Genomic DNA, 26,939 nt, shown 5'->3' on the forward strand with positions numbered 1-26,939 from the left:
TCGGGTCGGTGCGGAGCTGGCTTCCTACCCGCGAGTAGGTTGGGTTCCGGCGCGTCACCGAGAGGAGTGTTTCATGACCATGGGCCAACGCCTGGAGAAGCTGCGCAAGGTCGCCCCGCTCGCCCTGGGCGGGCTGTTCGTGGGTTCGGGGGTGCTGCACTTCGTCTCCCCCAAGCCGTTCGAGGCGATCATGCCGCGCCAGCTGCCCGCGCACCGGGAATTCGTGTACGGCAGCGGTGTCGCCGAACTCGCCTGCGGGATCGGCCTGCTGACCAGGCAGAAGTGGGCCGGTCCGGCCAGTGCCGCGCTGCTGCTGGCCGTGTGGCCGGCCAACGTCCAGATGGCGCTCGACTCCGGTTCGGGCCGCCTGCCCGCGGCGGCCGACAACAAGCTCGTCGCCTGGGGCCGGGTCCCGTTGCAGATCCCGCTGATCTGGGCCGCGCTCCAGTCGCGTCCCAAGGCCAAGAGCACCAAGGGCTGAGCCGAGGCGCGCCGGGACCGGAAGCGGTAACCGCAGGAACAGGAACCAGGGGAACAGAACGAGATGCCCCGAGCAGCCCTCGGTTGCTCGGGGCGAAACCGTGGTCAAGGAAGGTCGAGTGCGGCCTTGAGTCCGGTGGCGACCCTGGTCATCGTCGCCAGGCTCAGCGCCCCGCGGTCCTCCAGCAATTCATCGTCGTACAGATGAGTGATCTCGTCACACAACACGTAGCCGTGCAGGGGCCTGTCGGCCGGGCCAAGAGGAACGACAGTGGTTCGGGCTTCTTTGCGGGTGGTGGTCAGGCGCACGGCCAAGAGATCACCGAGGTTGCGGTTGCGGTGGTTGTTGGAGACCACGAGGAAGGGCTTGCGCTCATCCTGTTCTCCTGTGTCCACGTAAACCCAGTAGACGCGGCCCCGGACCGGGTTCACTCGGCGGTTCGGGGAGACAGCCGACGGCGACGGCGCATCGCGGCGCGCACCGCTCGGTCCTCATCGCTCTGCTCAGCGGCGATGGCCTGGTACTCGGCCTCCAGCACCTGCTCCTGAAGTTCCTTGCGGCCCATCTCGACCAGGGCGGCGAGCGTGGCCGCCTCGGACAGTTGATCTCCACTGGTGGGCAGGTGGACGAGCCCTTGTTCCGCCAGCTTGGCCAGAGCGGCGTGCTCACGGGTGCCGAGAGTGCGGGCGGCACGGACAACCCGGTCGGTGTCGGAGTCGATGGGCACCGAAGGGCGCCTGGTGTTCTGCGTCATGACCATGCCTCCTAACATGCCGCACAAAGTGCCGCAGCATGTGCGGTTTTCAGTATCGCATAGTGGTCGGGCACGAAAAAGGATCGGAAATCAACGCAATCGGCAACGGGCCACCGGTGACGGCCCGAACATCTCGGACATCCCCGGCGCCCTTTTCCTGCCCGGCGGGGTGCCGCTGGAGTCGGAGAACGGTCCGATCGCGGGCATCGGCGTGGGCGGCGCCCCCGACGGCGCCATCGACGAGGAGATCGCCATGGCGGCCGTCGAGGTCCTGGAGAACTACGAGGGCTGATGCTCGGCGCCGGCCTCCGGCTCGGTCTCCGTTCCGAGGCGCGTGCGCGCGGTGAGCCGGTGGATCAGGGCCACCGGCACCGCGCACACCCACCCCAGGCAGACCGCCCACAGGGCGCCGGTGAGCGCTCCGGCGAAGGCGTAGGAGAAGAACGACAGCGGCCCCGCGCCCGCGGCCAGGACGGCGGCGACCGCGCGCAGGGAGTTGGCCAGGGCCAGGCCGAGCAGGATTCCGCCCCAGGCGGAGAGCATGAGCCGCCAGGCGTTGGCCTCCGGGCGCGGCAGCAGCGCCCGGTGCACCCACCAGGCGGCGACGGCGGCCAGGATCAGGGCGGCCAGGATCTCGATCCCCAGGCTCCAGCCGGGCTGGCCCACCAGGGGGTGGAAGGTGAGCCGGGGGAAGGCGAAGGGCACGCCCAGCGACGTGGGCAGCATCAGCCAGGCCGCGCGGGCGCCCAGCCAGGTGAGGAAGGCCGCGCTACCGAAGAGCGCACAGGTGGACAGGGGCACGGCCGCGGCGACGACGAGGGTCAGGGCGTGTTGGGGGGCGGGCCCTCTGGGGGCACGGTCGTTGGGGGCACGATCGCTATTGCGAATAACATTCACCTTTTGCATGATAGTGATCCAGGTCTCATCGGCACAGTCCTTCTCTTGATCCCTCCTCCCCACCCCCAGGAGCGAGATTGCAGCGCACCGGCAAGCGCGGGCTCGTCACGGCCGCCCTGACCGCCCTCGTACTGGTGCTCGGCGGCGTCGTCGCCACCGTCACCCGGCACGATCCCGGCCCCACCCGCTACCTCACCGACGACCAGGGACGGGCGCTCTTCCTGCACGGCCTCAACACGTCGGGCTCGACCAAGAGCGACCCCGACCGGCTGCCGTGGATCACCGAGGAGGACGTCCAGACCGAGTACGACGCCATGGGCACCAACTTCGTTCGCTTCCTCATCCAGTGGCAGGCCCTGGAACCCGAGGAGGGCGTCTACGACGAGGAGTACCTGGACGCCGTCGCCGAACGCGTCGAGTGGTACGCCGACCGCGGGTACCACGTGCTGCTCGACATGCACCAGGACCTGTACGGCCGCTACACCAGCCCCGAGGAGCACTCGGGCAACGGCGCACCCGAGTGGGCCACCCACAACGACGGACTGCGGGTGGAGAGCAACGAGATGTGGGAGCTGGTCTACCTGGAGCCCGGGGTGATGCGGGCCTTCGACCACTTCTGGGGCACCACCGGCGAACACCCCGGGCTGATGGACGCCTACGCCGACGCCTGGGGCCACGTGGCCGCACGGTTCTCCGGGCACCCGGCGGTGCTCGGCTACGACCTCATGAACGAACCCTTCGGCGGCAGCCTCCAGGGCGCCGACTTCGAGGCCGGGCCCCTCGCCGAGCTCTACCGACGCTCCATCGCGCGCATCCGCGAGGCCGACCAGGACACGTGGATCTTCGTGGAGGGCCAGGCCGTGGGCGTGAACTGGGGTCTGCCCTCCCACCTGCCCCGCCTCGACGACCCGCGCGAGGGTGAGCCGAGGATCGTCTACGCCCCGCACATGTACGCGCTCCCCATGGACCTGGGCCAGCCCTACGAGGGCGACGCCAAGCGGCGCGTCGACGCCAGCGTCGACGCGTGGTCGCACAGCGTCCAGCTGGTCGGAGAACGTCTGGAGGCACCGATCGTGCTCGGCGAGTTCGGCCTGGACATGTCCGGGGCGGGCGCGCCGGAGTTCGTCGAGCGGATGCTGGCGGAGACCGAGGCGATGTCGGCCGGGCGCGTGTACTGGTCCAACGACCACGACGGCTGGGGCCCCTGGGAGGACCGGGCCGAAGGCGGGGAACTCACCCCCGGTCCGCTCGCGCACGTGATGAACCGGGCCTACCCGCGCGCCGTGGCGGGTGAGCCCCTGCAGCTGGGCTACGACGACGCCGCCGAGACGCTGTCTGTGCGCTACACCGAGCGTGCGGGGGTGTCCGGGTCCACGGAGCTGTACCTGCCCGAGGACGTCTTCGGCGGCGGCCCGGGCGAGGGTTTCGAACTGACCGTGGACACACCGGCCGGGGACGGCGGCTGGACGTCGGAGTGGGACGGGCAGCTGCGGATCCTGCACGTCACCGTCGACGGCGCGGCCGACGGCGACGAGACCGCCCTGGCCGTGGTCCCGGGGTGATCGTTGCCCCGGGACCAGGCGGTGAGACGGGGCCGGGCCTCGTGGTTCCTCAGGTACCGGTCAGAGGCGGCAGGCGTAGATGTCGGTGACCAGGATCGCGCGGGCGCCGAGCTGCCACAGGTCGTCCATGATGCGCTGGGCGTCCTTGCGCGGCACCATCGAGCGGACCGCGACCCAGCCCTCGCGGTGCAGCGGGGAGACCGTCGGCCCCTCCATGCCCGGGGTGAGAGCGACCGCCGACTCCAGCTTCTCGGCGTGCACGTCGTAGTCCATCATCACGTAGTCGCGGGCCACGAGGACGCCGCGCAGACGGCGGAGCAGCTGGTCGATCTGCGGGTCCTCGGGGGCGTCCGTGGGCCGGATGACCACGGCCTCGGAGACCAGGATCGGGTCGCCGAAGGTCTCCATGCCCGCGTTGCGCAGAGTGGTGCCGGTGGAGACGACGTCGGCGACCGCGTCGGCCACGCCGAGCTGCACCGAGCTCTCCACGGCGCCGTCCAGGTGGATGACTCGGGCGTCGATGCCCTGCTCGTCCAGGTAGGCGCGGAGCAGGCCGTCGAAGGAAGTGGCGACGCGCTTGCCGTTGAGGTCGGCGACCTTCATCTGGCCGCCGCCCGGGGCAGCGAAGCGGAAGGTGGAGCCGCCGAAGCCCAACGGGAGGACCTCGTCCACCGGGGCGCCGGAGTCCAGCAGCATGTCGCGGCCGGTGATCCCGGCCTGGAGGATGCCCTCACCCACGTAGACGGCGATGTCCTTGGGGCGCAGGAAGAAGAACTCGGTGTTGTTGTCCGGGTCGACCATGACGAGGTCGCGGCTGCTCTTGCGCTGCCGGTAGCCGGCCTCGACCAGCATCCGGACGGCGGGGTCGGACAGCTGGCCCTTGTTGGGCACGGCGATTCTGAGCATGTCGGGCATTGACTGGATTCCTTCGTGGTTCTGGCGGATTTCGGGGACGTCCGGTGGGCCGGTGCGCGCTCGCGCCCCGCGAAGGGGGCGCGGAACACCGGCCTAGAGATGCTTGTAGACGTCCTCGAGGCGCAGGCCACGGGCCAGCATCAGAACCTGGAGGTGGTAGAGGAGCTGCGAGATCTCTTCGGCTGCCTGCTCGTCCGACTCGTACTCGGCGGCCATCCAGACCTCTGCGGCCTCCTCGACGACCTTCTTGCCGATGGCATGGACACCGGCGTCGAGTTGGGCGACGGTCCCGGACCCCTCGGGGCGGGAGCGTGCCTTCTCGGACAGCTCGGCGAACAGCTCTTCGAAGGTCTTCATGGTGTCTTTCCTCGACCGACAGTGCGGTACCAGAGTAGGCGCTTCAGACTCCCCGTGACCAACCGGGGAGGAGAAGTCTCATCATGTGAGAGCAGCTGGTGCGCCAGGCCACCCGGGGCAGGCTGCCCAGGGCAGGCCGCCCGGGACACGGCTCACGCCATCCGGCGGGCGACGGCGCGGACCAACGGCCTGGGCAGGAGGCGCAGGATCCCGGCCGCGGTCTTGTACTGGGCCCCGGGGACGACCACCGGCCGCCCGGCAGACCAGGCGACGAGCGAGTCGCGGACGATGTGCTCCTTGGGCACGAAGGCGAACGCGGGCATGCCCTGTTCCTGCACGCCCCGGGTCATGTCGGTACGCACGAAACCGGGCAGTACCGCCGTGACGTGGACGCCCTGTTTGCGCACCTCCGCGGCGACGCTCTCGCTCCACAGCGTGACGAACTTCTTGCCCGCGCCGTAGACGGAACCGCCCGGGTTCGCGGGGATCTCCCCGGCCATCGAGGCCACGTTCACCACGCCCAGCTTGCCGTCGTACCCGGCGGCACGGCGGGCGGTCTGGACCGGCAGCACGGCGCGGGCGAGCTGGAGGACGGCGCGCACGTTGAGATCGATCATGGCGTCGATCTCGGCGGGATCCTGCTCGGCGAAGACGCCGCCGTCGCCGCGCCCGGCGTTGTTGACCAGGAGGTCGATCGGGGCGAGGTCGCCGCTGCCGTCCGCGGCCAGGCGTTCGGCGACGGCCATGACGCCCTCGGCGCTGCCGAGGTCGGCGGAGATCACCTCGACGCCGGTGCCGTAGCGTTCACGGATCTCGTCGGCGAGCGCGGCCAGCAGTTCACCGCGGCGCGCGACCACGACGAGATCGTAGCCGCGCTGGCCGAGTCTGCGGGCGTACTCCTCACCGATACCGCTGGAGGCCCCGGTGACCAGCGCGGTCCGGGAGTGCTCGGGAGAATCGGGCGCGGAGGGGGAAGGGTCGGGGGCGGGGGTGTTCGCGGCGTCGCTCATGCCCTCAGCGTAGAGCTTGGGCGTACGGCCGCCCCGGCCCGGAACGGCCTCGCGCAGCGGGTGTGACGTGGGTTCCCGCTCCGGCGGTGGTGATGGCCACGCGGTGTTTCCCGGACAAACACACGCATGGGCTCCCTTGTGCGACACGAAGGCGTTAGCGTTCAATCATGTCCGAGACACAGAGCCCTGCCGGACCCTTTTCCGCCCTGAGGCTGGACGAGCGTCTGCGTGACACCAGACTCTTCTTCAGCCAGGCGTTGAAAACCTTCCACGCGACGGGTTCCATCCTGCCCAGCAGCGGCGCGCTGGCGCACGCCATGGCCCGCTACGTCCGCGCCCGCCCCGATCCCGACCAGCCCTTGCGCATCCTGGAGGCCGGTGCCGGAACCGGTGCCATCAGCCGCGGGATCGCCGCCGCGATGCGCCCGGACGACACCGTGGACTTCGTGGAGGCCAACCCGGAGTTCGCTTCCTACGTCGAGCACCTGCTGGAGACCGATCCGGTGATGTCACCGATCGCCGACAGCGCCCAGGTACACGCCTGCCTCGTGAACGAGATGGGCACGGACCGCACCTACGACGTGATCGTGTCGGGCCTGCCGTTCGCCAACTTCACCGCGGACCAGGTCAGCGAAATCCTCGACTACTACTTCACGGTGCTGCGGCCCGGCGGGACCCTGTCCTTCTACGGGTACCTGTACACCAAGGAGGTCAAGGCCGTGATCGCCAAGCGCGAGGACTATCTGCGCCAGGCGCGGACGAGCTGGGTGGTCCAGGACTGGCTGGACCGCTACGGCGTCGACTCGGAGAAGGTCTTCGCGAACGTCCCGCCCGCGTGGGTGCACCACCTGCGCAAACCGGAGTGGGAGTCCTCCAGCAGCTGACCGGCCGCCACAACCCCAAAACCCCGCCCACAGGCTGTGGACAACTCTTCGAGAGCCTCCGCGAGCCCGGGGCGGGGTTTTCGCCCGCCCGGGGTCTGACCATGGCGTCATTGGGGTGTGACCTGCGACTATTCCACCGCACGGGAGACCCGACCATTACCGGATACACACCCCACGTGTGACCTGCATCACCAGATCAGCGTTCGCGTGCACAGCTGGGGCGCGGGTAGTCTCGCGTTGACTTCTGAGGGACCTGTCCTTTTCCGGAACAGCACGAATGCCCGGTTCGTCCGGTTGCACGCTAAATATTCCGTTAGGTCTGTTCAAAGGCCCTCGAGGCTCGATCCGCGCCACATCCCCCCGGTTTACGTTCTTCCCACCAGACCCATGTGAACCAGACACATGCGCGCGGAGTCCTATATCTCACCAATTTTCGCAGGTCAGTAATGGACCAGTGGAGGAGGCAACGTGACGCTCACCCAGGTGGTCAATGCGGCTCCGGAGGCCCCGCAGGGGCCGGCTGACACGACCCTTGAGGCCATGCCCCTCGACGTCCGGCAGCGTGTCTCCGCCCTTGCCCGTACCTCGCGACTGCTCGTGGCCTGCGACTACGACGGCGCCCTGACCCCGGTGGACAACAGCCGCCGCGGCCCGCTGCCCGAGGCCGTCCGCGCCCTGCGCGACCTCGCCGACCTGCCCGGCACCGTGTGCGCGGTCATCTCCGCCCGGCCCCTGCGTGACCTGGCCGTTCTCTCCCGGCTGCCCGCGGAGGTCCGCCTCGTGGGCGCCTACGGCACCGAGTTCGACACCGACCTCACCATCGACCCCGGCCACCCCGGTACCGGCCCCGACGCTCCGCCCGCGGACAAGTCCGCCGCCCTGGAACTCCTCCGCGAACAGGTCGAGGCCACCGCGATCCTCTACATCGGCGGCGGCGACGGGGAGGAGCCGGTGTTCATGAACCTGAACACCGGTGCCGACGCGGGCGTGCGGGTCGGTGAGGAGCCCACTGTCGCCGCGCACAGCGTCCCCGACACCCCCACCGCCGCGACCCTGCTGTCCCTCCTGGCCACCGAACGCCGCTCCTGGGTGTTCGGCGAGCGACCCACCCCCATCGAGCGCATGTCCATGCTGTCCAACCAGGCCTCCGTGGCGCTGGTCGGCCCGGACGCGCGCCTGCTGTGGTTCTGTCACCCCGAGCCGGACTCCAACGCCCTGTTCGCCGAGGTCCTCGGCGGCCGCCAGGCGGGTGTTTTCGCGATCGCCCCCGCCCACGGCGGGCTCCCTCTCGGCCAGCGGTACCTGCCGGACACCATGACCGTGCGCACCCGCTGGTCCCGCCTTGAGGTCACCGACTACCTCGCCCACGACACCGCCCCGGGCCGCACCGACCTGGTCCGGGTGATCGGCGGCGTCACCCCCGCGACCATCGAGTTCGCCCCGCGCCCGGACTTCGGCCGCGCCCCCATCCGCATCACGGTGGAGCCCGAGGGCCTGCGCGTCCAGGGCGCCGACTTCCCGATGGTGCTGCGCTCCCCGGGCGTGGAGTGGCGTGTGGACCACGACGGCACCGATGACGTCGCCCGCGCCACCGTCCACCCGCGCTCGGAGCGCCCGGTGGTACTGGAGCTGCGCTGCGGCACCGACTCCCTGACCGCCGAGGAGCGCACCGAGCCCGAGCGCCAGGAACAGGCCGCCCACCACTGGTCGGACTGGCTGAAGACCCTGGATCTCCCGGGCACCCAGAACTCCCTCGCCGCCCGTTCGGCGTTGACGCTGCGGGGGTTGTGCACCCCCACCGGGGGTGTGATGGCCGCGGCCACCACCTCCCTGCCCGAGGAGATCGGCGGGGTCCGTAACTGGGACTACCGGTACTGCTGGCTGCGCGATGGCGCCCTGACCGTCCAGGCCCTGGTCACCCTGGGCTCCACCACCGAGGCCGAAGCCTTCCTGGACTGGGTGCACCGGGTGGTGGCCTCCCTGCCCTCCCCCGAGCTCCTGCGCCCCCTCTACTCCCTGCGCGGCACCGACCTGGGCCCCGAAGAGGTCATCGAGTCCCTGTCCGGCTACGCCGGATCACGCCCGGTACGCATCGGCAACCTCGCCGACCACCAGGTCCAGCTGGACGTGTTCGGGCCCGTGGTCGAACTCATCACCCACCTGGCCCAGGCCAAGGGGGCCCTGTCCGACCGCGACTGGGACCTGGTGCGCTCCATGGCCCAAGCCGTAGCCCGCCGCTGGCACGAGGCCGACCACGGCATCTGGGAGGAACGCGACGAGCCCCGCCAGCGGGTGTACTCCAAGGTGATGTGCTGGCTCACCCTGGACCGCGCCCTGAGGCTGGCCCAGCGCTACGACCGCACCATCGACCCCGCCTGGCCCGCCCTGCGCGCCCAGATCACCGAAGAGGTCCTGGAGAAGGGCTGGAACGACCAGGCCCAGGCCTACACCACCGCCTATGACGGCACCGACCTGGACGCGGCCTCGCTGCACATCGGCCTGTCCGGGCTGATCGACCCGGCCGACGAGCGTTTCCAGGCCACCGTGACCGCGGTGGAGGCCGAACTGCGCAGCGGCCCGACCGTGTACCGCTACCACCGCGACGACGGCCTGCCCGGCGGTGAGGGCGGCTTCCACCTGTGCACCACCTGGCTGATCGAGGCCTACCTGCTCACCGGACGGCGCGCCGAGGCCGAGGAGTTGTTCAAGCACCTGGTGGACTGCGCCGGACCGACCGGGTTGATCCCCGAGGAGTTCGACCCGGTCACCGAGCGGGCCCTGGGCAACCACCCGCAGGCCTACTCCCACCTGGGTCTGATCCGCTGTGCCCAACTCCTGGACCAGCACTGACCCGAACCGGCTGATCCGAACTCACCGATCGGAACTCACCGATCGGTCACGCGCCCGACGAAAAGCGGCAGCGAAGGCCCCGCTCTTCCCAGCCCGGCGCGCAACGCATCGCGTGTCGCGGCTGACCACCCGTGCCAGCGAACACCAACGCGGCCCGCGAGACCCCCGAGCACGGTTTCGGCCCCTGTTCCGAAGATGATCTTGCTACCAGAAGCGAAATCAGCGCCGAACTTGCTTCTGGTAGCAAGATCACCGGGGATGGGGTGGTTTCGGGGTCCGGCGCGGAGGAGGCCAGCTCCGCGAAGCGGCCCGCCATCTCCGTGACCGCCTCGCGCAGTTCCTGTTCTGGTCGGCCCGTGTCCCGATCCCCTCGCTGGCTTCAGAAGCACAGCACACGGGATCGTCCGGGAGCCATGGGGCTGACCGTGGGCGCTCAGCGGCGGCGGGGGCCGTTTTCCAGGCGCTCGCGGACCGACGGCCACTCCGCGCGGAGCACCGAGTAGTACACCGCGTCCCGGCGGCGGCCTCCCGGCATCACGTTGTAGCTGCGCAGGACTCCCTCTTCGGTGGCGCCGATCGCGCGCAGTCCGCGGCGGGCGCGTTCGTTGAGGGCGTCGGTCTTGAACTCCACCCGCTCGGTGTCCATCACCTCGAAGGCCTGGCGCAGTAGCAGGTACTTGGCCCAGTGGTTGACTCCCCGGCCCCGGAAGTCGCGGCCCAGCCAGGAGCTGCCGATCTCCAGACGCAGGTCGGCTTCGGAGAGGTTGCCGTAGCTCATGCTGCCCGCGATCCGTCCGCTGGCCGCGTCGGTGATCGTGTACGTGGTACGGCTACCGTTCTCGGTGGCGGTCAGGTAGGAGTCGAAGAACCGCTCGAAGTCGGCGTCGTCGTCGACCCGGGTCACGAAGTGCGTCCAGATGTCGGAGTCCAGGGCCTGGGCCCGCCAGCCCTCACGGTCCTTCTCCTCGACAGGGGTGAGCACCACGTGCTCGTTCTCCAGGCGAACCCTCGACTTCTCGATCCACTGCCCGATCCGCACCATGCCGACTCTCTCTGGTTTGCCTACAGTGTCCGACCCGGATTGTAGGGTTCCGTCACATTCGGATGCCTCGGCGCCCCGGCGCTTCTGGGAAGGGACCCGCCATGGCTGCGACTCTCAGCCGACGCGAGCTCAACCGCGCCACCCTGGACCGCCAGTTCCTGTTGCGTCGGGTGGACCGGCCCGCCACGGAGGTGCTCGCCCGGCTGGTCGGTCTCCAGGCGCAGACCACGCACACCTGGTACGTGGGTTTCCAGAGCCGCCTGGAGGCCCCCGATCCGCACGCGGTGGGGCGGTTGCTCACCGACGGCTCGCTGGTGCGGATGTCGCTGATGCGCTCCACCCTGCATCTGGTCTCCGCAGAGGACGCCGCCTGGCTCCGGCCGACCACCCAGGAGGTCATGGACAAGGACCTGGCGCACAGTGCGCACGGGAAGGCCACTGCCGGGGTGGACCTGGACGCGGTGGCTGCCCTGGGCCGGGAACTGTTGGAGGAGCGCCCGCTCACCCCCAACGAGCTGGGGGAACGCATCGGCCAGCGGTGGGAGGGCGTGCCCGGCGCCCATCTGGCCTACGTGGTGCGCTGTCTGCTGCCGGTCGTGCAGGTCCCGCCGCGCGGGGTGTGGGGCGCCTCGGGGCAACCCGCTCTGGCCCCCGCGGACACCTGGACCGGGCGTCCCTTCGCGCCAGGCCCCGACCGGGAGGCGCTGGTCCTGCGCTATCTGGCCGCCTTCGGCCCCGCCAGTGTGCGGGACGTCCAGGCCTGGTCCGGGCTGACCCGCCTCAAGGAGGTCGTGGAAGGGCTGCGCGAGCGGTTGGTGTCCTTCCGCGACGAGGCCGGAGGTGAGCTGTTCGACCTACCCGAGGCGCCGCGCCCCTCGGCGGACGTCCCCGCGCCGGTGCGCTTCCTCTACGACTTCGACAACCTGCTGCGGGGTCACGCCGATCGGAGCCGGGTGATCTCTGCCGAGAACCTCAAGCGCGTCTCCTCGCGCAACGGGATGCCACCCGCGACGGTGCTCGTGGACGGCGAGGTGGCCGCCGCCTGGAAGGTGGATCGGAGCCGCCGGGCACCCTCCCTCGACATCACACCTTTCCGCTTTTTCAACAACTCGGAAAGCGAGGCGACCATCGTGGAAGGAATACGCCTTCTCTCCTTCCTCTCCGCAGGTCAGGAGGGTGGAGAGGTTCGTTTCTCCAACCCTGTCTGACTTTTCTCCCGCTCGCCACCCGACCGCTTTGTACATATGCGTCCTGATCACGGAGAGCACGTGCGGGTATGACAGGATTCTGGGGTGACTGAAGAGTTCCGCGCCGCGTTCCAACGTGTGCTCGACACCGCCGCCAGCCAGGCACCCGGCTTCCCCGAGGCCGTACACGACGTGTTCCGGCTCTCCTCCGATGTACCCCGGGAGGAACTGGCCATCGCGCTGGAGGCGCTGACTCCGGTCCTGAGCGACGTCGAACCCTACGCCGGGGTGGCCGCCGACCTCTCGGTCCTGGCCGGAGCCCTGGTGGAGTCCGGTGCCCCCGCGGGTCAGGTCGGTTTGGAGGTGCTGCGCCAGCTCGGCAGCTACGGCCAGGCCGCCGCGGCCTTCATCCACGCCTGGGAGAAGACCGGCGGCGGGCCCCTTCCCTCCCCGAACGACGTGGGCGAGACCGAGGAGAAGCGGGTCGAGGAGGTCCTCGGCGACAACGCCCCGCTGGCCACCGTCGGCTGGTGGACCTCACTGCGCTACGGTCTGGCCGCCAAGGCCATGCTCGGCGACTCCGGGGTGCGCTCCGCGGTGCGCGCGGACCCCAGCGCGATGGACCAGCTCGGCCAGCTCGTTCAGGCCCTCTCCACCCGCCTGAACGAGTTCGGTGAGGTCCGCGAGCTTCTGCGGATGTCCGAGGTCAGCCGGATCCTGGTCCTGGACCGGGCCTCCTGGCGGGGCTTTCGGGTGCGCTTCGACGGCGTGAGCGACAACTTCCAGCTGCACACCCTGCTCGCCGACGCGCTGATCGGCAAGGAGGGGTACCGGCTGCCCGGCACCCGCCCGGACCCGCGCTGGGTCGCGGCCTCCATGGACGCCGCGGTGGACCCGCTGGCCGACGTCGTGCGCGGTGAGTGGGACCTGGTCGGCGGCGACGGCACGTGGATCGGCAACGAGGCCTGTCCCGGGGACATCCCCCTGGTGGACAACGAGCGGGTGCTGGTCCTGGAACCGCAGTCGCTGCTGCACTCCTGGCGGGCCGGCCGCCGCCACCCGCACATCACCGGCGCCCTCGCCGTCCTGGAGGAGCTGCACCCGGACGAGGCGGCCGCCTGGTGGGCGCGCATGCATCCGGCCGGTTCGGTCCGTCACCCGCAGGCCCCGCCGATCGAGCTCGACGACACCGGCTCGCACCGCCGCCCTCCCCGGCACTTCGGGGTGGCCGCGCACTTCGCCGAGGTGGACTCGGGCCCGATGTCGGCGTCGTTCAGCGCCCTGGACCCGGAGCTGGACGCCCCCGACCCCGGACTGGCCCCGTCCTTCGAGGACGTCACGATCAACCCCGACCCGGCTTCCGCGCCCGATCCGCCCCTGGCACCCCCGACCAGCCCCGCGCTGGAGGACGAGCTGGACGAGCCCGACGACTTCGCGGTTCCGGCCATGTGGGCCGCACCCTCCGCGCCGTCCGCACCCACCGGACAGGGCTTCGACGACCTCTTCGACTCCCCCCTGGACGAGCCCGCGTGGCGCGACCCCCAACCGCTCCCGGAGCCCGAAGCCGAACCCGAGCCCTGGCTCCGGTCCGAGCCCGAACCCCGGCCGGAGCCGGTGGACGACGGCCTGCCGCCCGGTGCGCGCCTGCTGCCGCCGATGCCTCCCGGGGTGTCGGACAGCAGGACCTGGGCCCCGGGCTGGAAGTGGCCGATGCGCCCGCCCGAGCGCTGACCCCTTCCGGCATCGTGGCCGCTTCCGACCACCGCTGTTCGGCGCCTCATCGCTCCACCGCATGTGACAGCTGTCATCACCCGTCCACCGCACCCCTCACACGAGGGCGGTGATGTCTGCGACTGTCAGCCGAACGCGGTTTCACGGGATTCTGGGGGCATGACGACGAAGACGGACACCCCCCAGGGCCCGGGCGGCGAGAACACCGCCGATACCGCTCCCCGTCCCACCCGTGCAGCGGCCCTCAAGGCCGCCGGGAAGGCATGGGACCTGGAGGAGACCAAGCGCGCCAAGGCCGAGATGAAGGGCATGCGCCCCTGGCCCAAGGAGATGAAGCGGCAGGACAAGGTCCTGCTCTGGATGCTCATCGGCATCCCCGCGTTCTTGATGCTGACGATGCCGCTGCGTCCGTTCTTCATCGCCGACCACCCGATCGCCCTGGCGTTCGCCACCGGCAGCTACGCCGCGATCGGGGCAGCCTCGGCCTTCGCGAGCATCGGCGAGGGCTCCCTGTGGCTGGTGATCGTCGCGGGAGCGGTCGGCAAGGCGAAGATCAGCTGGCTCTTCTGGTGGGTGGGCCGCCGCTGGGGGATCAACATCGTCAACTTCATGGTCCCGAGCGAACGCGGCCGCAAGTTCGCCAGGAAGCTGGAGACGATGAACCCGTGGGTCATGCGGTTCCTCATCCCGCTGAGCTACCTGCCGGGCGTACCCCCCGCGCTCCCGCACATCGTCGCCGGGGTGAGCGGGATGCGTCTGACCATCCTGATGCTGCTGGACCTGTTCGGAGCCCTGATGGTCACCTCCGTCGTCGCGGGCATCGGCTACACCTCGGGGCAGGCGGGTGTGGACGTGGTCCTGCTCATCGACAGCTACGCCCTCTGGATCATGCTGGCGCTCATCGTCGGCATGGCGATCCTCCCGACCATCCCCGCCGTCAGGGATCAGCGCAAGCGCAAGGCCCAGTTCCTGAAGGAGACAGGTGAGGCATACGACGCCGAGACCGAGCGGCTGGCCGCCGAAGCCGCGGGGACCGCCCCCGAGGCCGGATCCGGAACCGGCGCCCCCGAGGCCGGGCAGAACATTCCCGACTCCCCCGAATCCCAGGCGTCCAGCAAGAACGCCTGAAAGTAAGGCCATGAACGCGCATGGTCACACATAGCGGCGGGGTCCGCGACTAGGCTGGCGAGCGGCAATCCGACACCCCGGGCAAGCCGGCTGCACTGGGTGCGTCACAAACACACTCAAGGAGATCCCGTCATGGGACAGCAACACTTCGATCTGGTCGTTCTCGGTGCCGGGCCTGGCGGTTACGTCGCGGCGATCCGCGCGGCCCAGCTCGGCCTCAAGGCGGCCGTCGTCGAGGAGAAGTACTGGGGCGGGGTCTGCCTCAACGTGGGCTGCATCCCCTCCAAGGCCCTGCTGCGCAACGCCGAGCTGGCCCACCTGTTCAACAACGAGGCCGACTACTTCGGCATCAAGGTGGACGGCACGGTCGAGTTCGACTACGGCAAGGCGTTCAGCCGCAGCCGGGAAGTAGCGGACGGCCGGGTCAAGGGCGTCCACTTCCTGATGAAGAAGAACAAGATCACCGAGCTCAACGGGCGCGGCACCTTCGTCGACGACCACACGATCGAGGTCAAGGGCGAGGACGGCTCCACCGAGACCGTCACCTTCGACAACGCGGTGATCGCCGCGGGCTCCTCCACCAAGCTGATCCCCGGCACCTCGCTGTCGGAGCGGGTCGTCACCTACGAGGAGCAGATCCTCACCGAGAAGCTCCCCGAGAGCATCATCATCGCGGGCGCGGGCGCCATCGGCGTCGAGTTCGCCTACGTGATGAGCAACTACGGGGTGGACGTCACCATCGTGGAGTTCCTCGACCGGGTCGTCCCGCTGGAGGACGAGGAGGTCTCCAAGGAGATCGCCCGCGCCTACAAGAAGCTCGGCGTGAAGATCCTGACCTCCACCAAGGTGGAGAGGGTCGAGGACACCGGCTCGGGTGTGAAGGTGACCGTCACCGGGAGCGGCGGCAAGGAACAGACCCTGGAGGCGGACAAGCTGCTCCAGGCGATCGGTTTCGCGCCCAACGTCGAGGGCTACGGCCTGGACAGGACCGGGGTGGAGCTGACCGAGCGCGGCGCCATCGCCATCGACGGGCGCGGCCGCACCAACGTCCCGCACATCTTCGCGATCGGCGACGTCACCGCCAAGCTCATGCTGGCGCACACCGCCGAGGCCATGGGCATCGTGGCGGTGGAGACCATCGCGGACGCCGAGACGCAGGAGATCGACTACCGGTTCATCCCGCGGGCGACCTACTGCCAGCCGCAGATCGCCAGCTTCGGCTACAGCGAGAAGGAGGCCAGGGAGGCGGGCTACGACGTCCAGGTCGCCAAGTTCCCGTTCATGGCCAACGGCAAGGCGCACGGCCTGGGTGACACCCGCGGTTTCGTCAAGATCATCTCCGACGGCAAGTACGGGGAGTTCCTGGGCGCCCACATGGTCGGCCCGGACGTCACCGAGCTGCTGCCGGAGCTGACCCTGGCCCAGCAGTGGGACCTGACGGTGCACGAGGTGGCGCGCAACATCCACGCCCACCCGACCCTCAGCGAGGCGGTCAAGGAAGCCGTGCACGGCCTGGCCGGGCACATGATCAACTACTGATTCGCGGCCGCGCACGCGGACCCGACGAACGACGGGGCCGGTCCTCCGCAGCGGAGGGGACCGGCCCCGCGTGTGTGCGCTGGTCAGTCTCGGTCAGACGAACAGCGGATCCGGTGCCGGGCCGCCCCGGGTCCCCGGACTTGCTAAGTTTCCCTGTGTCCCCCGTCGGCGCCCTCTCCCCCGGCCCGGCGCACCCCGAACCGAAAGCCACCCATGCGCCTGATCCCGTCCACACCCCTGTCCTGCCTGGGCACGGCCGTCGCCGCGGTCGTCATCGGCGGTGTCGTCCTCGTCGGCTGCGACGTGGTCGACCTCGACCTGGACCTGAGCCTGTCGTCGGGCGGCGCGGACTCCCCCGAGGAGGAGGCGAGCGCCAGCCCCAGCCCCGAGGAGACCGAGGACACCGAGGAGCAGGAGGAAGCGGCTTCCGCCTACGGTCTGCCCGAGTCCTGCGAGGCGGCCAACGCCACCCAGATCGTCGGCGACCTGGCCCCGGGCCCGGTCCTGACCGAGGAGAGCGGGCCGATCGAGGGGATCGAGGACGCGGAGCAGCTCTCCTGCACCTTCAGCGACGGCGGCACCGAGCCCGGAACCGCGTCCTTCACCCTCGTGTTCACTTCGGGTGCGGACCCCAGCGCCAACCCGGACGTCGTCCAGGTGCCCGGCGCCGAGGCCGAGATGAACTGGGAGGTGGACGTCGACGTGGACGTGGACACCTACCACACCGAGGACTCGGACGACCTCGGCGGCGACCTGGAGTACGTCGGCACAGTGGACGGCTCCAGCAAGCACCTGTACCTCCAGCTGCCCGGCGACTTCCACGTCACCGCCATCGCCTTCTTCGACGACGTCGAACGCGGAGACCTGGAGAGGGTCGTCTTCCAGGCCGCGGGCCAGATCCGCGACTAGAGGTCTTCTGAACGCGCTGAGGGGCCGCCGACAGCACTCGCTGTCGGACGGCCCCTCAGGTGTTTTCCACGGACGCACAGCCAAGCTTCGACCAGACCAGTACCCCACCCGGTGAAGCGCCCCCGGCGCCGCCAGTAGGCGGTGTTCGGAGATCCGACAGCGGAACTCAAGGAAGCTCGAATGCTGGCATCTCGGAGTGTTCCAGCCACTGCCCGGACTCGTCGGCCCTCACCCGGAAACTCTCCTGATCCGGGCGTCCAGCTCGGTCGTAGGTCTCCAGCGCGGACTCGATCCGGTCCCACAGACGCACCGGACCGGTCTGGAGCACCTGCCAGCCGCCGCCTTGCGCGGGTTCGATCAGCGCCACCGAGCCAGAGACCACGTCCACGAGGAGCGTGCTTTCTTCCAGAATCACGCTCTGGGCGTTGGGGGCCGCACACTGGGCCAGGAACCGGGGGAGGAAGCTCTCCACGCTGGCTCCGCTGATCCGCTCCGGGGCCGACACGGCCGGGCGGGCCGGAGCAGCCTCGACCATACGGGCCCACTGGCGAGGATCGCCGAACCCGGGTGGGGCGTGCAGGCGTGCGGGCATGAAGGAGATGGTCCCGGCCAGCAGTGGACCCGCACCGCGCCCCTGTCCGTCGACGGTGAGCAGCACCCGGGCGCTGCCGCCCAGCCACCCGGACAGCGTCACCAGGATCTTGCCGCCAGCCCGGGTCTGGTTGAACAGCGCCCGGGGGATGTGGCGCATCGAGCAGGCCGCCACCACTCGATCGAAGGGCGATCCCGGCTGCCAGCCGAACAGGCCGTCGGCCTCGACCAGGCTCGGGGTGTGGCCGCACTCCGACAGCGCTCGGTGAGCCTGGGCCAGGCGGTCGCCGTCCACCTCCATCGAAATCACGTTGCCCGAACCCACCCGCTCACACAGCACGGCCGTTGAGTAGCCAGTTCCAGTGCCGATTTCCAGAACACTGTGGCCGTCAGCGATCTGTGCGTCGTCCCACATGGTGGCGACCAGCGAGGGCAGGGTGGCCGAAGAGCTGAACACTCCCCCGTGGCGGACTTCGGGGTTGGCCCAGTCGGGTTCTCGGCCATCGAACTGGGTGATGAGCGTCTGATCGGAGTAGGCAGCGGAAAGCCACCGCTGTGGGTCGGTTCGCTCGGTCACCGGTTCCCATACCGGCACCCCGGCGGAGTCGGTGGGCTCCTCTTCGGAGCGCAGGTAGAACCCGGGCACGAACACGTGCCGGGGTACCGCCTCGAAGGCCTTTCGCCAGTGCGGATCGGGCAGGTATCCCTGATCGGTGAGGCTCTGCACCAGCTGAGTGCGCAGTTCGTCGGCCCTGGTAGTCGGCTCGATCAAGGTCGTGTCCTTTGCGTGGTCAGAGAATCTGCGAAGGCCTCGGCGATGCCAGCGGAATCGGGCAACCAGCCCCACTGACCGTTGGGATTACACTCCAACCACACCCACGACCGGGGGTCTTCTTCCGGGCCGGTCAAGGCGAAGTCGAAGCAGCCGAAGGTCAGGCCGTACGCCTCCAGGTAGCGCCTGAGCATTGAGGAGATGGATGCAGGCACGGCGACCGGGGCGTGGGACAGCTCGCCCCAGTCCGCTCGTCTCCAGTCCAGGGCCCCCTCCAAGGTGGTGATACAAGACGCGAAGAGCTGATTCCCGACCGCGGTCACTCGGGCGTCAGCGACCTTGTCCACCTCAGCTTGGAACAGGTGTGCCGTGACGGAGAGGGATTCGTCGAATGTGCTCGGCTCCACACGCTGAGCCCAGATGGCACCAGCGGTGCCGTCCTCGGCCTGGGGAAGCCCGCGGAACGGTTTGTAGACGACGTTGCCGTGCTTCTCAGCGAAGGTCCGTGCGGCATTCAGGTCGTTGGTCACCAGGGTGGGTGGGACGTTGAGCCCAATCCGGGCGGCGGTCTGGAGCTGACCGGGTTTGCGGTCGGCCCGGGTCACGGCACAAGGGTGGTTGACGTAGACAGCTCGCGGAAGGTTGTGAAGCAGCCCGCCGAATCCGTGGCGTGCCTCGGTCGTGACGAACGCGGCTGTCCGGAGGTCGGGATGCGCCGACCCCCAAGAAGAGGGACGGCGGTAGTACACGGCATCGATGTCGGCCAGCCCGATGGTGCGGGTCGGGGTGCGCAGGTTCCCGCTCCAGGTGGGGGAGCCCCCACCGATCACCGAATCGAACGACACTCCCTGACCGAGGTCGGTCGGGTCCAGCCGGACCACGGTGGCACCCCGGTCATGGAGCACCTTGATGACCAGGTCCGCGGTGATGTCTTCCAGGCAGGTCAGCACCAGGACCACGGTGCCCGCGTGGTCAGTCGTTGTCATAGTCGGTGGTGTTGTCGTCCTGGCTCTGGTGCTGGGGCGCGGAGCCGTCTCCTCCACCGGACATGGTGGCGGTGCCCCGGGTCCGGTTGGTGCCGTGTTTGGCCAGTTCGATGACGGTGCCGTCGGTTCCGGTGTGCAGTGCGATCTGTGTATCGGGGTCCAGGGTTGTGTTGGCCGGAGGCGGGCAGGTGCACGGAAGGCGGCCGGTCACCAGGCGCAGGGCCCACGGGGCGAGAGGAAGGGTGTGAGTGGGAGGGGGTTGAGTTTTCGAGGGCATGAATTCCTTTCGTTGGTTCGCTCATTCCATCCCTCGAAGAGCAATGGATGAAACCTGATTCCTGACCTGGAATAATCCCCTCGGATTCCCGTTCTAGGGAGAAGGCATTTATTCCAGGTCGGGAATTTTTCCGGGAGGAGTGGACGCCCGCATCGCGTGGTGGTTAACGTAAGATGACCCCTTACGAGCGATGTCGGGAGTGTGCATGCCCCCCAAATCTGGCCTGACTCGTCTCACCGGTGGCGATGGCCCCGTCTGTGATGACGACGACTGTCCCAACGTCTACCTCGCTGACAACGGAAGCATCGTTGTCCAAGGTGACACCTACACGGGATTCACGCCGCCTCAGGGCGAGTCCCTGGTCGAGATCCCCCCACACGTCCTGCGGGAGGCCTTCCGTGCTCTTGGATGGTGACGCCTGGAGAGCCCTCTTCGACCGATTCGGGTCTGAGGCCTGGCGGTTGGAAGTACAGCCCACCTACACCATGCCCGGAGAAGCCGACAGCTTCGCCCGGTTTCTTCGCGGTGAATCCAAGCCGGAGTCCCATAACTCCAGATGGCATGGGCGGGTGAAGGGATATCGGGCTGATGGAAAGTACGTTGGGCGAGTCCGAATAGTTCGACGCCCGTTGACGGACTATCAGCGCTATCAGTTCGCCTGGGGAATTCCGGGGAACCTCGCGGCGGGCGAGGACATCCGTGTCCTCGACCTGACCGGGAAGGACCTGGGTCTTCCGGATTTCGACTTCTGGCTGTTCGATGAGACCAGAATCGTACGGCTCAACTACCGGCCCGACGGCACCCAGATCAACCGGGAGCTCGTCGACGACGACCCTGCCGCCTATCGGGAGTGGAAGCGGATCGCGATCGAGGCGAGCGTTCCGTTCTCGACCTACGTAGAGTCGCAGGGTGGCGCTAGAACCTGACGAACTCGCGGCGGCCTCCGGAAACCTGGGGCAGACGTTGCGGGAGCTACGCCGAACAGCCGGGCTCTCGGGTGAGCGGCTGGCTCGGCGCTGCGCCATGTCCCAGAGCAAGATCAGCAAGATCGAGACGGGGCGGCTCACACCCGCGTTGGTTGATCTCGATCGCATCCTCAACGCGCTTGAGGTGACCTCGGAACAGGCCGGGCTCGTGCTCGCGAGAGCGAGGCTGGCCAACACCGAGTGGCAGGGCAAGCGGGAGCTGTGGCGCAAGGGGTTGGAGACTCGGCAGGACGAGTTGCGGTCCCTGGAGAGCTCGGCGTCCGAGGCCCGTTACTTTCTGCCGACGATGGTGACTGGCCTGTTGGCGACCCCCGCTTATATCCGGGCCAGCCTGACCCACTCGCCGGGTGATGTCTCCGGGACCGTGGCCAAGAAGATCGCCCGCCAGGAGGTCCTGCGGGATGGTTCGTGTTCGTTCACCTTCCTGCTGACCGAGCAGGCTGCCCGGTGGGCGATCCTTCCAGCTGAGGGGATGGCCGAACAGGCGCGACGCCTGGTGGAGGTCTCTCGCCTGGAGAGCGTCCGACTGGGGGTGCTCCCGCTCGGCACAGTGCTTCCTCGGGGACCGATGAACACCTTCACCGTCTACGACGACAGGTTGGCCACGGTGGAGATCTTCACCGGCCGACTGGCCTTCCGGGATCTCCGTGATGTGGCGACGTATCGAGAGCTGTTCGCGATGTACGAGGAACACGCGTTGTTCGATGACGACGCACGCGAGCAGATCCAGGGTTGGTGGGGCACCTGAACGCCGACGCTCTCGTCTGCCGTTACACCCCGAATTCAGAGGAAAACGTCCCGAACCCCTGACCAGCTGTGGCCACCAGCAGGGAAGGACTGCCTACTACTCGCCTGGAGCACTCGCCAGTAGAGTGAAGAACGAATGGATGCATGGCCCCCCGGGGACGGGGGGCCTATCTCATGTCTGATGGTCAGGCATCCGCCCGCACGGTCACGAGAAGCGCTCGCCACTCGGTGGGCTCGAACAGCAGGTGTCCAGCCTCCCGGTTTTTTGTATCGCGGATCAGGTTCGCGTTGGGGAGGTCAGCGACCTCGACGCAGTCTGAGGCGTTCGCGCTGTAGCTGCTCTTGCGGAACTGGATGTGGTGGGACAGGTGCATCGGTTCTGCCTCTAGCTCGTGATGATCTGCTTCATCAGCTCTACGGATGCCGCTTTGGACAGGGCGTCCATGCTGACGTGCTCGAATACCTTCTTGTACGCCGTGACCTGTGCCTCTTCCTCCATGTAGATACCGGTCTCAGTGGTGTCAACGTAAACGAGGGGCTGATCCAGTTCATCGGCGTAATCAAGAATCGTGAATGCGCCGCTGGTGGCGGCGAAGATCCCCGCTGACTGGGGGTGCACCTGGACGGTCACCGTGTTCAGAGCCTCGGCCGTGTCGATCAGGTGCCTGATCTGATGTCGAGCTAGTTCCCGGTCACTGCGCCACAGCCGGATGAGGGCCTCTTCTGTGACGATCGTGTGCAGCTCAGGGGCATCATCACGTTGCAGGATCTTCTGCCTGAGAACCCTGGCGGTCACGATGCGCTCGATCTCTTCTTCCGTACGAGCGAGGGAGGCTCGCGCGGAGAGCGCTGCGTATTCAGGGGTCTGAAGCAGGCCAGGCATGACGATGGGCTGGAAGGTGCTGATCTCAGCTGCCTCGGCCTCGAAACCGATGAAGTCGTCGGACAGCACATCGTCGAACTTCGTCCACCATCCACGCTTTTTCGACTGTCGCCCCAGCTCCAGGATCGCCTCGCGCTTCGCGGTATCGCTGATGCCGTAGGTGTTCATCAGGTCCTTGAGCGCGCTCGAATCAGGGCGAGAGCGGCCTGCCTCCATGTGATTCAGGCGACCTGATGTCCATCCCATCTGTTTGCGGGCTTCCTCGATGGACAGCCCGGCAGCCGTGCGCATGCGACGTAGCTCGCGAACAAGACGGCGCTTGCGGACTGTCGGTGACTCCCTCATGTCATTCCCTGTGTGGTGGGCGGATGGCGTGCCGATCATATGACGGAGACCCGAACTAGACATTTCGCTCAGTCTGAAAGTCTCCTCTTGACACTTCAGTCTGAAGTACTCAGGATGGTCTTGCATCCATTTTTCGCCGCCCATCCAGCGGCAACCGAACATCAGGAGCCGCGCTATGACGCGTTGCTTGAACCTGTCTGAGCTGGCTTATGTGCGCTACCGCGCTACCGAGATCCTGCGCCGCCGTCGCCCCCGCCGGGCCGGGCGCGTCCGGAGCTACGCTGCAAACCCCCGCATCCACACCGAGGTGCGGTCCTCCCGCCCGGCTCGACCTCCGCTGATCCCGGCGCCTCGGCGGCCGTTGGATACCGCACCCTTGGACGTGCTCCAGGCTGTGCTCGCTGGGTTGCGGCGGCTGGGGGTGGCGGTCTGATGCACGACATCTACACCCGGGACCTGTTCACCGTCATCGACGAAGCCCTCCAGCCGCCCGCGCACCTGACCTCCTCCCAGCTGGCCGAGTGGCACTCCCACACTCTGCGCAACCGACTCCCCCTAATCCGGGAAGCACTGCGGATCGCCCAAGAGGAGGCCGACGCCGAGCTAGCCACCCTGATGGTCGACCAGGCCATCTTCGAGTACCCCGACTCGCCCCGCGCGGGCAGGGCGGTCGGGGGTGACGGGGTGAGTCTGACGGTGGCCTCGCAGACGAGCCTGACCGTGGCGGAGTTGCCGATCCCGGAGCACGTCCTGTGTCCACTGCTCTACAAACAGTGGAACCTGACCATCGAAGGCCAACCGCCCCACGAGATCTACGTGGCCCGGCGCCCCTTCGACTGGACGGGCGAGGGCGACCGCTGGGAGCGCATCACCGCACCCACCCGTCGCGAACTCCTCCGACTGCTCGGGCACCGCATCCAGGGGACCAACCCGACTGGCACCTAGACCTGCGTGCCCGCTGTGGCACCGGTCCATCAGCAGTACTCAAAAGAAAAGCTCTGGCAGGTGCGACAACACCCCCAGAGCAGGCCGACAACCAGTCATATCGAAGAGAAGAGTTGCCGACATGGCCATTGTGTCAAACATCCACGCCCCCACACCCTCTTACGCCGGACGCCGCTGGTCCTCCCGCCTCTACCCAGGCGATCTGACTCAGACCCGCTGGGTGCGCGCGGACCTGGCCGCCGACCTGCACCGCCTGGCCGGACTCCCCGCCGAGACCAACGAGAACATCGTGCTCTGCGCCAGTGAGATGTTCGCCAACGCCTGCGCGCACTCGCGTTCGGGGCAGGATGTCGAGGGCCGGGTGGTCCGCACGCTCTACATGCCCACCGCGGGCAGCATTCAGGTCGCGGTCGTGGACGACGGCCAGCGCACCGACCGCGCCGAGTTCCAGACTCCGGAGACCCCGGATCGGTCGGTGGAGGAGTGGGCCGAGGCCGAGCGCGGCCGGGGTCTGCTGCTGATCGGCCACCTCGCCACCCGGTGGGGTACCCGCCCGGTGCTGGACTTCCCCTTCTGCGAAGGCCTGGGCACCGTGACCTGGGCCGAGTTCACCCTCCCCAACACCACCACCGGCGAGGCCACCCGGTGACCGGCTCGCAGCAGGTGAGCTCCGGGGTCCGTCAGAGGCTGTCCGCACCCCGGGGCCACCGCTTCTCCCGCCCTGGCGCCAACCGCCCGCTGGCCGCCCCGCCCCAACCCCGACAACACCGCCACTCCTCGGGCCCGTACTTCACCACACCGGAAACCCACTCCGAGCGCCAGGCACGGCTGCTGCGGCAGATGGAAGGCAACCCCCGGGTGGCCCACATGCTCCAGCACGGCCCGACCCCGCACTGGTTCGAGGTCGACCGCCAACGACGCGAACAGGAAGAACGCGAAGCCAGGCGGTTCGAAGAAGCCTTCGCCGCCCTGACCGACGACGCCCCCGCGACCCCTACCCGGGGCCGCCACCGTGCCCCGCGCCGCTGGTGGGGCTGGCCCGCCGCAGCCATCAGCACGACGCTGCTCCTGGCCCAGACCACCGCCGAGGCGCTCAGCAGGACAATCTTCCAGACCGGGTTCCCGCCGCTCTGACCAATAACACCCACAACACCGCGCCCGCTGACACCACGGCCCCGGTGGATTCGGCGGGCGCGGGGCACTACCCGCTCATCCCGCATCGCACTGCATAGCCGGTCCGGTGACTTCTACGTCACCGCCCTAGTCTCAGCACGAAGGGCCGCCGACAGTGCTTGCTGTCGGCGGCCCTCGTTCGGGTGTTCTAGCGCCCGTAGCGCTTGAGCCCGTCGGTGTTCAGGCTGGCCCCGACTCAAGGGATCTCGACGGTGTGGCCGTAGCCGAGCTTGGCGATGTCGCGGTACCAGCCGCCCCCCGGGCTCGCCGTGGACCGTCACGCTGTCGTCGTCGCGGTCCACCAGCAGGTAGACACCGATGTCAGCGATCAGTGTGCTTGCTTCGCAGCTCGGGATTTCTCCGGATCTCCCATGGGACGTCGTTCAACTGATGAGAGTTGCTGACAACAGGACGATGCACGTTCAGTTTTCGCGTGACTCGTTTGAGTTTCATCCTCAGGTCAGCGAGTGGTCTCCCGACTCCCATCAGCCTTCGACCTCCGTCAGGCAGCTCCACCGCCAAGCAGACATGAGCTGTCTTGCAAGCCAGCGCCCTCAAGCTGGACTTCTGGCGTTCTCCTTCGCCCCAGCGCGCGACCGTGTGTAGAACCGCCAGTGAGTGGAAGACCTTGAGCCCGACCTGGTCGGCCAGATCAGCGGGAACTCTCGCCCCCGGATAGGTGTAGTCCTTCGCTTCGATCAGCCAGAGGGTCCCGTCCCTCATCGCCACGAGGTCGCAGCCCTTGGAGTGGAAGGGGGCCTGTGTGACTCTCTTCTGCTCGACCCACTCGTCCAACTTCTCCAGTTCCCAGCCATCGGGGAAAACGAAAAACGAATCGTCAACCTCGCATTCGACTGGCACCGGGTCAGACTCCCAAATACCGCAGGCTCTGAGCGGACTCAGCTTCCAGGGCGGCGATGGTGCTCAGGTCAGCAGGGTCCGTCGCGGATTCGGCACGGACGCCCCGCGAAAGGGAGTCTCCTTCCGCCTGCGGCTCCCGGTAGAGCCCGATGTACCGGGGCTCGATGGGACTGGTCGTCGACTCCTCCTCGAGGATCAGTTCGAATTCCCGTAGGAGAAACACGCTGTGAGTAGCGACGAACACCTGGGTGCCGCTTCGGGCGAGGTCGATGATGGCTCTGGCTACCGCTCGTTGCGTCTTCGGGTTGAGATTCGCCTCAGGCTCATCCCAGAACAGGTAACCGCCCTCCAGGAGCACTCCGTTGGAGACGAGTCTGATGATCATCGCCAGCTTCCGGAATCCCTCGGACACCAGATGCGCTTCGATCTTGCCCGTCCCCGCCGTTCCGCTGGGAAGTCGAACGTAGAAGCGCCCGTTCTCCTCCAGGACGGTCCCCTCGATCTCGTTCAGGAGAGGGGTCAGGAGCTTGTTGGCGTCCTTGCCCCTCGGGCCCAGCAGTGCGGGACGCCCCAACAGCGAAGCGGTATCACGCCACGTCTCGTCGAATTCAACCTCTCTTGTCTCGAACAACGAGACCAAGCCCGGGTACAGGGAGAGAAGCTCACGGGAGGGAAAGAAGACCGGGGTGTCGTCGAGCTGGGTTTGCGGAGCCGAGTGGATCTTCACGTCTCTTTGAGCGTTCGAGGCGAAGTTGAAGTCCAGAGGTTCACCGATTCCCTTGTACTTCATCCTGACCGAAGCCCGGCCTCGCCCCCGGACTCGACGGGCAAGACGTCCGAGCTGATCAGGGCGGAACACACCGACGAGGGCATTGGCGATATGCGAAGAGAGCACACTCTTGGTCGGCGCTGACGCGTCGTACAGGCTCCGGGTACCCGCGTACAAAAGCTTGAGCAGCTGTGACTTTCCCGTGGCGTTGTCCCCGGTGATGACGTTCAGCCTCGGGCTGAGCTGAATGTCGACATCGTCGAGCGGACCGAAGCCGTCAGCCTCAAGTCGGGTGAGCGGGTAGCGTGCCATGGCTCTCACCCTAGACGTACCGACACCGGGCGAGAGCTCAGGTCGC

General features: G+C 68.2%; 29 protein-coding genes. 15 read left to right on the forward strand and 14 right to left on the reverse strand.

Annotated elements, in window-relative coordinates; all coding sequences use genetic code 11:
• The first annotated feature begins 73 nt into the window (after positions 1 to 73).
• On the forward strand, positions 74 to 481 hold the full coding sequence (locus tag NE857_RS33265) for a DoxX family protein (protein ID WP_254419176.1): 408 nt from the start codon (positions 74 to 76) through the stop codon (positions 479 to 481).
• Positions 482 to 585: 104 nt separating this feature from the next.
• Here the strand turns inward: NE857_RS33265 and NE857_RS33270 are convergent, their stop codons facing one another.
• Positions 586 to 912 (reverse strand): type II toxin-antitoxin system PemK/MazF family toxin, encoded by a 327-nt coding sequence (locus tag NE857_RS33270; RefSeq protein WP_301184283.1) that lies wholly within the window; start codon positions 910 to 912, stop codon positions 586 to 588.
• Positions 909 to 1,235: a hypothetical protein gene (locus NE857_RS33275; protein ID WP_254419178.1), complete on the reverse strand. Its 327-nt coding sequence runs from the start codon at positions 1,233 to 1,235 to the stop codon at positions 909 to 911. The genes NE857_RS33270 and NE857_RS33275 overlap by 4 nt, the downstream gene beginning before the upstream one ends.
• 16 nt (positions 1,236 to 1,251) lie before the next feature.
• Between NE857_RS33275 and NE857_RS33280 the strand changes: the two genes are divergently transcribed.
• Positions 1,252 to 1,527: a heme-binding protein gene (locus tag NE857_RS33280; RefSeq protein WP_254419179.1), complete on the forward strand. Its 276-nt coding sequence runs from the start codon at positions 1,252 to 1,254 to the stop codon at positions 1,525 to 1,527.
• Here NE857_RS33280 and NE857_RS33285 read toward each other — a convergent pair.
• The gene (locus tag NE857_RS33285; protein ID WP_254419180.1) at positions 1,515 to 2,141 is read right to left on the reverse strand and encodes a hypothetical protein; all 627 of its coding nucleotides are present in this window, start codon (positions 2,139 to 2,141) and stop codon (positions 1,515 to 1,517) included. The two genes, NE857_RS33280 and NE857_RS33285, sit on opposite strands and share 13 nt — an antisense overlap.
• A 68-nt stretch (positions 2,142 to 2,209) precedes the next feature.
• On the opposite strand from NE857_RS33285, the gene NE857_RS33290 reads away from it, so the two are divergent.
• Positions 2,210 to 3,694, forward strand: coding sequence for a cellulase family glycosylhydrolase (locus NE857_RS33290; protein WP_254419181.1), 1,485 nt, complete (start codon positions 2,210 to 2,212; stop codon positions 3,692 to 3,694).
• Between the two features lie 60 nt (positions 3,695 to 3,754).
• On the opposite strand, the gene hisG is transcribed toward NE857_RS33290, so the two are convergent.
• The 3 genes from hisG to NE857_RS33305 form a co-directional block, all read right to left on the reverse strand.
• Positions 3,755 to 4,609, reverse strand: a complete 855-nt coding sequence (gene hisG / locus NE857_RS33295) for an ATP phosphoribosyltransferase (protein WP_017583771.1) — start codon at positions 4,607 to 4,609, stop codon at positions 3,755 to 3,757.
• A gap of 93 nt (positions 4,610 to 4,702) precedes the next feature.
• Positions 4,703 to 4,966 (reverse strand): phosphoribosyl-ATP diphosphatase, encoded by a 264-nt coding sequence (locus NE857_RS33300; protein WP_014913038.1) that lies wholly within the window; start codon positions 4,964 to 4,966, stop codon positions 4,703 to 4,705.
• 152 nt (positions 4,967 to 5,118) lie between these two features.
• Positions 5,119 to 5,976 carry an SDR family NAD(P)-dependent oxidoreductase gene (locus NE857_RS33305; protein WP_254419182.1) on the reverse strand — a complete coding sequence of 286 codons (858 nt, stop codon included), beginning with the start codon at positions 5,974 to 5,976 and terminating at the stop codon, positions 5,119 to 5,121.
• 167 nt (positions 5,977 to 6,143) lie between these two features.
• Here NE857_RS33305 and NE857_RS33310 point away from each other — a divergent pair, with 167 nt between their 5' ends.
• Together NE857_RS33310 and NE857_RS33315 are read left to right on the forward strand one after the other, a co-directional pair.
• Positions 6,144 to 6,860, forward strand: coding sequence for a class I SAM-dependent methyltransferase (locus tag NE857_RS33310; protein ID WP_017583773.1), 717 nt, complete (start codon positions 6,144 to 6,146; stop codon positions 6,858 to 6,860).
• 468 nt (positions 6,861 to 7,328) lie between these two features.
• Positions 7,329 to 9,710 (forward strand): trehalase-like domain-containing protein, encoded by a 2,382-nt coding sequence (locus tag NE857_RS33315; protein ID WP_425572011.1) that lies wholly within the window; start codon positions 7,329 to 7,331, stop codon positions 9,708 to 9,710.
• A 433-nt stretch (positions 9,711 to 10,143) separates the two neighbouring features.
• Here NE857_RS33315 and NE857_RS33320 read toward each other — a convergent pair whose 3' ends face one another.
• Positions 10,144 to 10,752 (reverse strand): GNAT family N-acetyltransferase, encoded by a 609-nt coding sequence (locus tag NE857_RS33320; protein WP_254419183.1) that lies wholly within the window; start codon positions 10,750 to 10,752, stop codon positions 10,144 to 10,146.
• A 101-nt stretch (positions 10,753 to 10,853) separates the two neighbouring features.
• On the opposite strand from NE857_RS33320, the gene NE857_RS33325 reads away from it, so the two are divergent.
• From NE857_RS33325 to NE857_RS33345, 5 genes are all read left to right on the forward strand, one after another.
• Positions 10,854 to 11,960, forward strand: a complete 1,107-nt coding sequence (locus NE857_RS33325) for a winged helix DNA-binding domain-containing protein (protein ID WP_254419184.1) — start codon at positions 10,854 to 10,856, stop codon at positions 11,958 to 11,960.
• An 84-nt stretch (positions 11,961 to 12,044) separates the two neighbouring features.
• A complete protein-coding gene (locus NE857_RS33330; protein ID WP_254419185.1) occupies positions 12,045 to 13,670 on the forward strand; it encodes a hypothetical protein in 1,626 nt (541 codons plus the stop codon).
• Positions 13,671 to 13,829: 159 nt separating this feature from the next.
• Positions 13,830 to 14,798 carry a DedA family protein gene (locus NE857_RS33335; protein ID WP_254419186.1) on the forward strand — a complete coding sequence of 323 codons (969 nt, stop codon included), beginning with the start codon at positions 13,830 to 13,832 and terminating at the stop codon, positions 14,796 to 14,798.
• A 132-nt stretch (positions 14,799 to 14,930) separates the two neighbouring features.
• On the forward strand, positions 14,931 to 16,337 hold the full coding sequence (gene lpdA, locus NE857_RS33340) for a dihydrolipoyl dehydrogenase (RefSeq protein WP_254419187.1): 1,407 nt from the start codon (positions 14,931 to 14,933) through the stop codon (positions 16,335 to 16,337).
• 213 nt (positions 16,338 to 16,550) lie between these two features.
• Entirely contained in the window at positions 16,551 to 17,246 is a 696-nt protein-coding gene (locus tag NE857_RS33345) for a hypothetical protein (protein ID WP_254419188.1), read from the forward strand.
• Positions 17,247 to 17,412: 166 nt separating this feature from the next.
• Here NE857_RS33345 and tgmC read toward each other — a convergent pair whose 3' ends face one another.
• From tgmC to NE857_RS33360, 3 genes are read right to left on the reverse strand one after another with little or no spacing between them, the layout of a single operon-like run.
• Positions 17,413 to 18,609 (reverse strand): ATP-grasp peptide maturase system methyltransferase, encoded by a 1,197-nt coding sequence (tgmC, locus tag NE857_RS33350; protein WP_254419189.1) that lies wholly within the window; start codon positions 18,607 to 18,609, stop codon positions 17,413 to 17,415.
• Positions 18,606 to 19,595 (reverse strand): ATP-grasp ribosomal peptide maturase, encoded by a 990-nt coding sequence (tgmB, locus tag NE857_RS33355; RefSeq protein WP_254419190.1) that lies wholly within the window; start codon positions 19,593 to 19,595, stop codon positions 18,606 to 18,608. Before tgmB ends, tgmC begins: the two co-directional genes overlap by 4 nt.
• Entirely contained in the window at positions 19,582 to 19,872 is a 291-nt protein-coding gene (locus NE857_RS33360) for a putative ATP-grasp-modified RiPP (protein ID WP_254419191.1), read from the reverse strand. The genes tgmB and NE857_RS33360 overlap by 14 nt, the downstream gene beginning before the upstream one ends.
• 260 nt (positions 19,873 to 20,132) lie before the next feature.
• Between NE857_RS33360 and NE857_RS34635 the strand changes: the two genes are divergently transcribed.
• A complete protein-coding gene (locus NE857_RS34635) occupies positions 20,133 to 20,798 on the forward strand; it encodes a DUF6879 family protein (RefSeq protein WP_344010375.1) in 666 nt (221 codons plus the stop codon).
• Entirely contained in the window at positions 20,782 to 21,606 is an 825-nt protein-coding gene (locus tag NE857_RS33370; RefSeq protein WP_254419193.1) for a helix-turn-helix domain-containing protein, read from the forward strand. Before NE857_RS34635 ends, NE857_RS33370 begins: the two co-directional genes overlap by 17 nt.
• Positions 21,607 to 21,790: 184 nt before the next feature.
• On the opposite strand, the gene NE857_RS33375 is transcribed toward NE857_RS33370, so the two are convergent.
• On the reverse strand, positions 21,791 to 21,979 hold the full coding sequence (locus NE857_RS33375; protein WP_254419194.1) for a DUF397 domain-containing protein: 189 nt from the start codon (positions 21,977 to 21,979) through the stop codon (positions 21,791 to 21,793).
• A gap of 11 nt (positions 21,980 to 21,990) precedes the next feature.
• Positions 21,991 to 22,833 carry a helix-turn-helix domain-containing protein gene (locus NE857_RS33380; protein ID WP_301184284.1) on the reverse strand — a complete coding sequence of 281 codons (843 nt, stop codon included), beginning with the start codon at positions 22,831 to 22,833 and terminating at the stop codon, positions 21,991 to 21,993.
• A 432-nt stretch (positions 22,834 to 23,265) separates the two neighbouring features.
• Here NE857_RS33380 and NE857_RS33385 point away from each other — a divergent pair, with 432 nt between their 5' ends.
• The 3 genes from NE857_RS33385 to NE857_RS33395 all read left to right on the forward strand — a co-directional run bounded on the left by NE857_RS33385 (position 23,266) and on the right by NE857_RS33395 (position 24,912).
• Positions 23,266 to 23,778: a hypothetical protein gene (locus NE857_RS33385; RefSeq protein WP_254419196.1), complete on the forward strand. Its 513-nt coding sequence runs from the start codon at positions 23,266 to 23,268 to the stop codon at positions 23,776 to 23,778.
• 121 nt (positions 23,779 to 23,899) lie between these two features.
• On the forward strand, positions 23,900 to 24,427 hold the full coding sequence (locus NE857_RS33390) for an ATP-binding protein (RefSeq protein ID WP_254419197.1): 528 nt from the start codon (positions 23,900 to 23,902) through the stop codon (positions 24,425 to 24,427).
• Positions 24,424 to 24,912, forward strand: coding sequence for a hypothetical protein (locus NE857_RS33395; protein WP_254419198.1), 489 nt, complete (start codon positions 24,424 to 24,426; stop codon positions 24,910 to 24,912). The genes NE857_RS33390 and NE857_RS33395 overlap by 4 nt, the downstream gene beginning before the upstream one ends.
• Positions 24,913 to 25,272: 360 nt before the next feature.
• On the opposite strand, the gene NE857_RS33400 is transcribed toward NE857_RS33395, so the two are convergent.
• Together NE857_RS33400 and NE857_RS33405 are read right to left on the reverse strand one after the other, a co-directional pair.
• A complete protein-coding gene (locus tag NE857_RS33400) occupies positions 25,273 to 25,812 on the reverse strand; it encodes a cysteine--tRNA ligase (protein ID WP_254419199.1) in 540 nt (179 codons plus the stop codon).
• A gap of 4 nt (positions 25,813 to 25,816) precedes the next feature.
• Positions 25,817 to 26,893 carry an AAA family ATPase gene (locus tag NE857_RS33405; RefSeq protein WP_254419200.1) on the reverse strand — a complete coding sequence of 359 codons (1,077 nt, stop codon included), beginning with the start codon at positions 26,891 to 26,893 and terminating at the stop codon, positions 25,817 to 25,819.
• Between the last annotated feature and the right edge of the window lie 46 nt (positions 26,894 to 26,939).

Source organism: Nocardiopsis exhalans, assembly GCF_024134545.1.
GTDB classification, from domain to species: Bacteria; Actinomycetota; Actinomycetes; order Streptosporangiales; family Streptosporangiaceae; genus Nocardiopsis; species Nocardiopsis exhalans.

What these genes read in the sequence shown, in the direction of transcription:
- NE857_RS33275 (WP_254419178.1), bottom strand. Translation starts at nt 1,235, where the DNA reads ATGACGCAGAACACCAGGCGCCCTTCGGTGCCCATCGACTCCGACACC.
- NE857_RS33385 (WP_254419196.1), top strand. Translation starts at nt 23,266, where the DNA reads ATGCACGACATCTACACCCGGGACCTGTTCACCGTCATCGACGAAGCC.
- NE857_RS34635 (WP_344010375.1), top strand. Translation starts at nt 20,133, where the DNA reads ATGACGACGACTGTCCCAACGTCTACCTCGCTGACAACGGAAGCATCG.
- NE857_RS33280 (WP_254419179.1), top strand. Translation starts at nt 1,252, where the DNA reads ATGCCGCACAAAGTGCCGCAGCATGTGCGGTTTTCAGTATCGCATAGT.
- NE857_RS33345 (WP_254419188.1), top strand. Translation starts at nt 16,551, where the DNA reads ATGCGCCTGATCCCGTCCACACCCCTGTCCTGCCTGGGCACGGCCGTC.
- NE857_RS33375 (WP_254419194.1), bottom strand. Translation starts at nt 21,979, where the DNA reads ATGCACCTGTCCCACCACATCCAGTTCCGCAAGAGCAGCTACAGCGCG.
- tgmB (WP_254419190.1), bottom strand. Translation starts at nt 19,595, where the DNA reads ATGACAACGACTGACCACGCGGGCACCGTGGTCCTGGTGCTGACCTGC.
- NE857_RS33360 (WP_254419191.1), bottom strand. Translation starts at nt 19,872, where the DNA reads ATGCCCTCGAAAACTCAACCCCCTCCCACTCACACCCTTCCTCTCGCC.
- NE857_RS33390 (WP_254419197.1), top strand. Translation starts at nt 23,900, where the DNA reads ATGGCCATTGTGTCAAACATCCACGCCCCCACACCCTCTTACGCCGGA.
- NE857_RS33300 (WP_014913038.1), bottom strand. Translation starts at nt 4,966, where the DNA reads ATGAAGACCTTCGAAGAGCTGTTCGCCGAGCTGTCCGAGAAGGCACGC.
- NE857_RS33285 (WP_254419180.1), bottom strand. Translation starts at nt 2,141, where the DNA reads ATGCAAAAGGTGAATGTTATTCGCAATAGCGATCGTGCCCCCAACGAC.
- NE857_RS33265 (WP_254419176.1), top strand. Translation starts at nt 74, where the DNA reads ATGACCATGGGCCAACGCCTGGAGAAGCTGCGCAAGGTCGCCCCGCTC.
- NE857_RS33380 (WP_301184284.1), bottom strand. Translation starts at nt 22,833, where the DNA reads ATGAGGGAGTCACCGACAGTCCGCAAGCGCCGTCTTGTTCGCGAGCTA.
- NE857_RS33335 (WP_254419186.1), top strand. Translation starts at nt 13,830, where the DNA reads ATGACGACGAAGACGGACACCCCCCAGGGCCCGGGCGGCGAGAACACC.
- lpdA (WP_254419187.1), top strand. Translation starts at nt 14,931, where the DNA reads ATGGGACAGCAACACTTCGATCTGGTCGTTCTCGGTGCCGGGCCTGGC.
- NE857_RS33320 (WP_254419183.1), bottom strand. Translation starts at nt 10,752, where the DNA reads ATGGTGCGGATCGGGCAGTGGATCGAGAAGTCGAGGGTTCGCCTGGAG.
- NE857_RS33325 (WP_254419184.1), top strand. Translation starts at nt 10,854, where the DNA reads ATGGCTGCGACTCTCAGCCGACGCGAGCTCAACCGCGCCACCCTGGAC.
- NE857_RS33310 (WP_017583773.1), top strand. Translation starts at nt 6,144, where the DNA reads ATGTCCGAGACACAGAGCCCTGCCGGACCCTTTTCCGCCCTGAGGCTG.
- hisG (WP_017583771.1), bottom strand. Translation starts at nt 4,609, where the DNA reads ATGCCCGACATGCTCAGAATCGCCGTGCCCAACAAGGGCCAGCTGTCC.
- NE857_RS33405 (WP_254419200.1), bottom strand. Translation starts at nt 26,893, where the DNA reads ATGGCACGCTACCCGCTCACCCGACTTGAGGCTGACGGCTTCGGTCCG.
- NE857_RS33305 (WP_254419182.1), bottom strand. Translation starts at nt 5,976, where the DNA reads ATGAGCGACGCCGCGAACACCCCCGCCCCCGACCCTTCCCCCTCCGCG.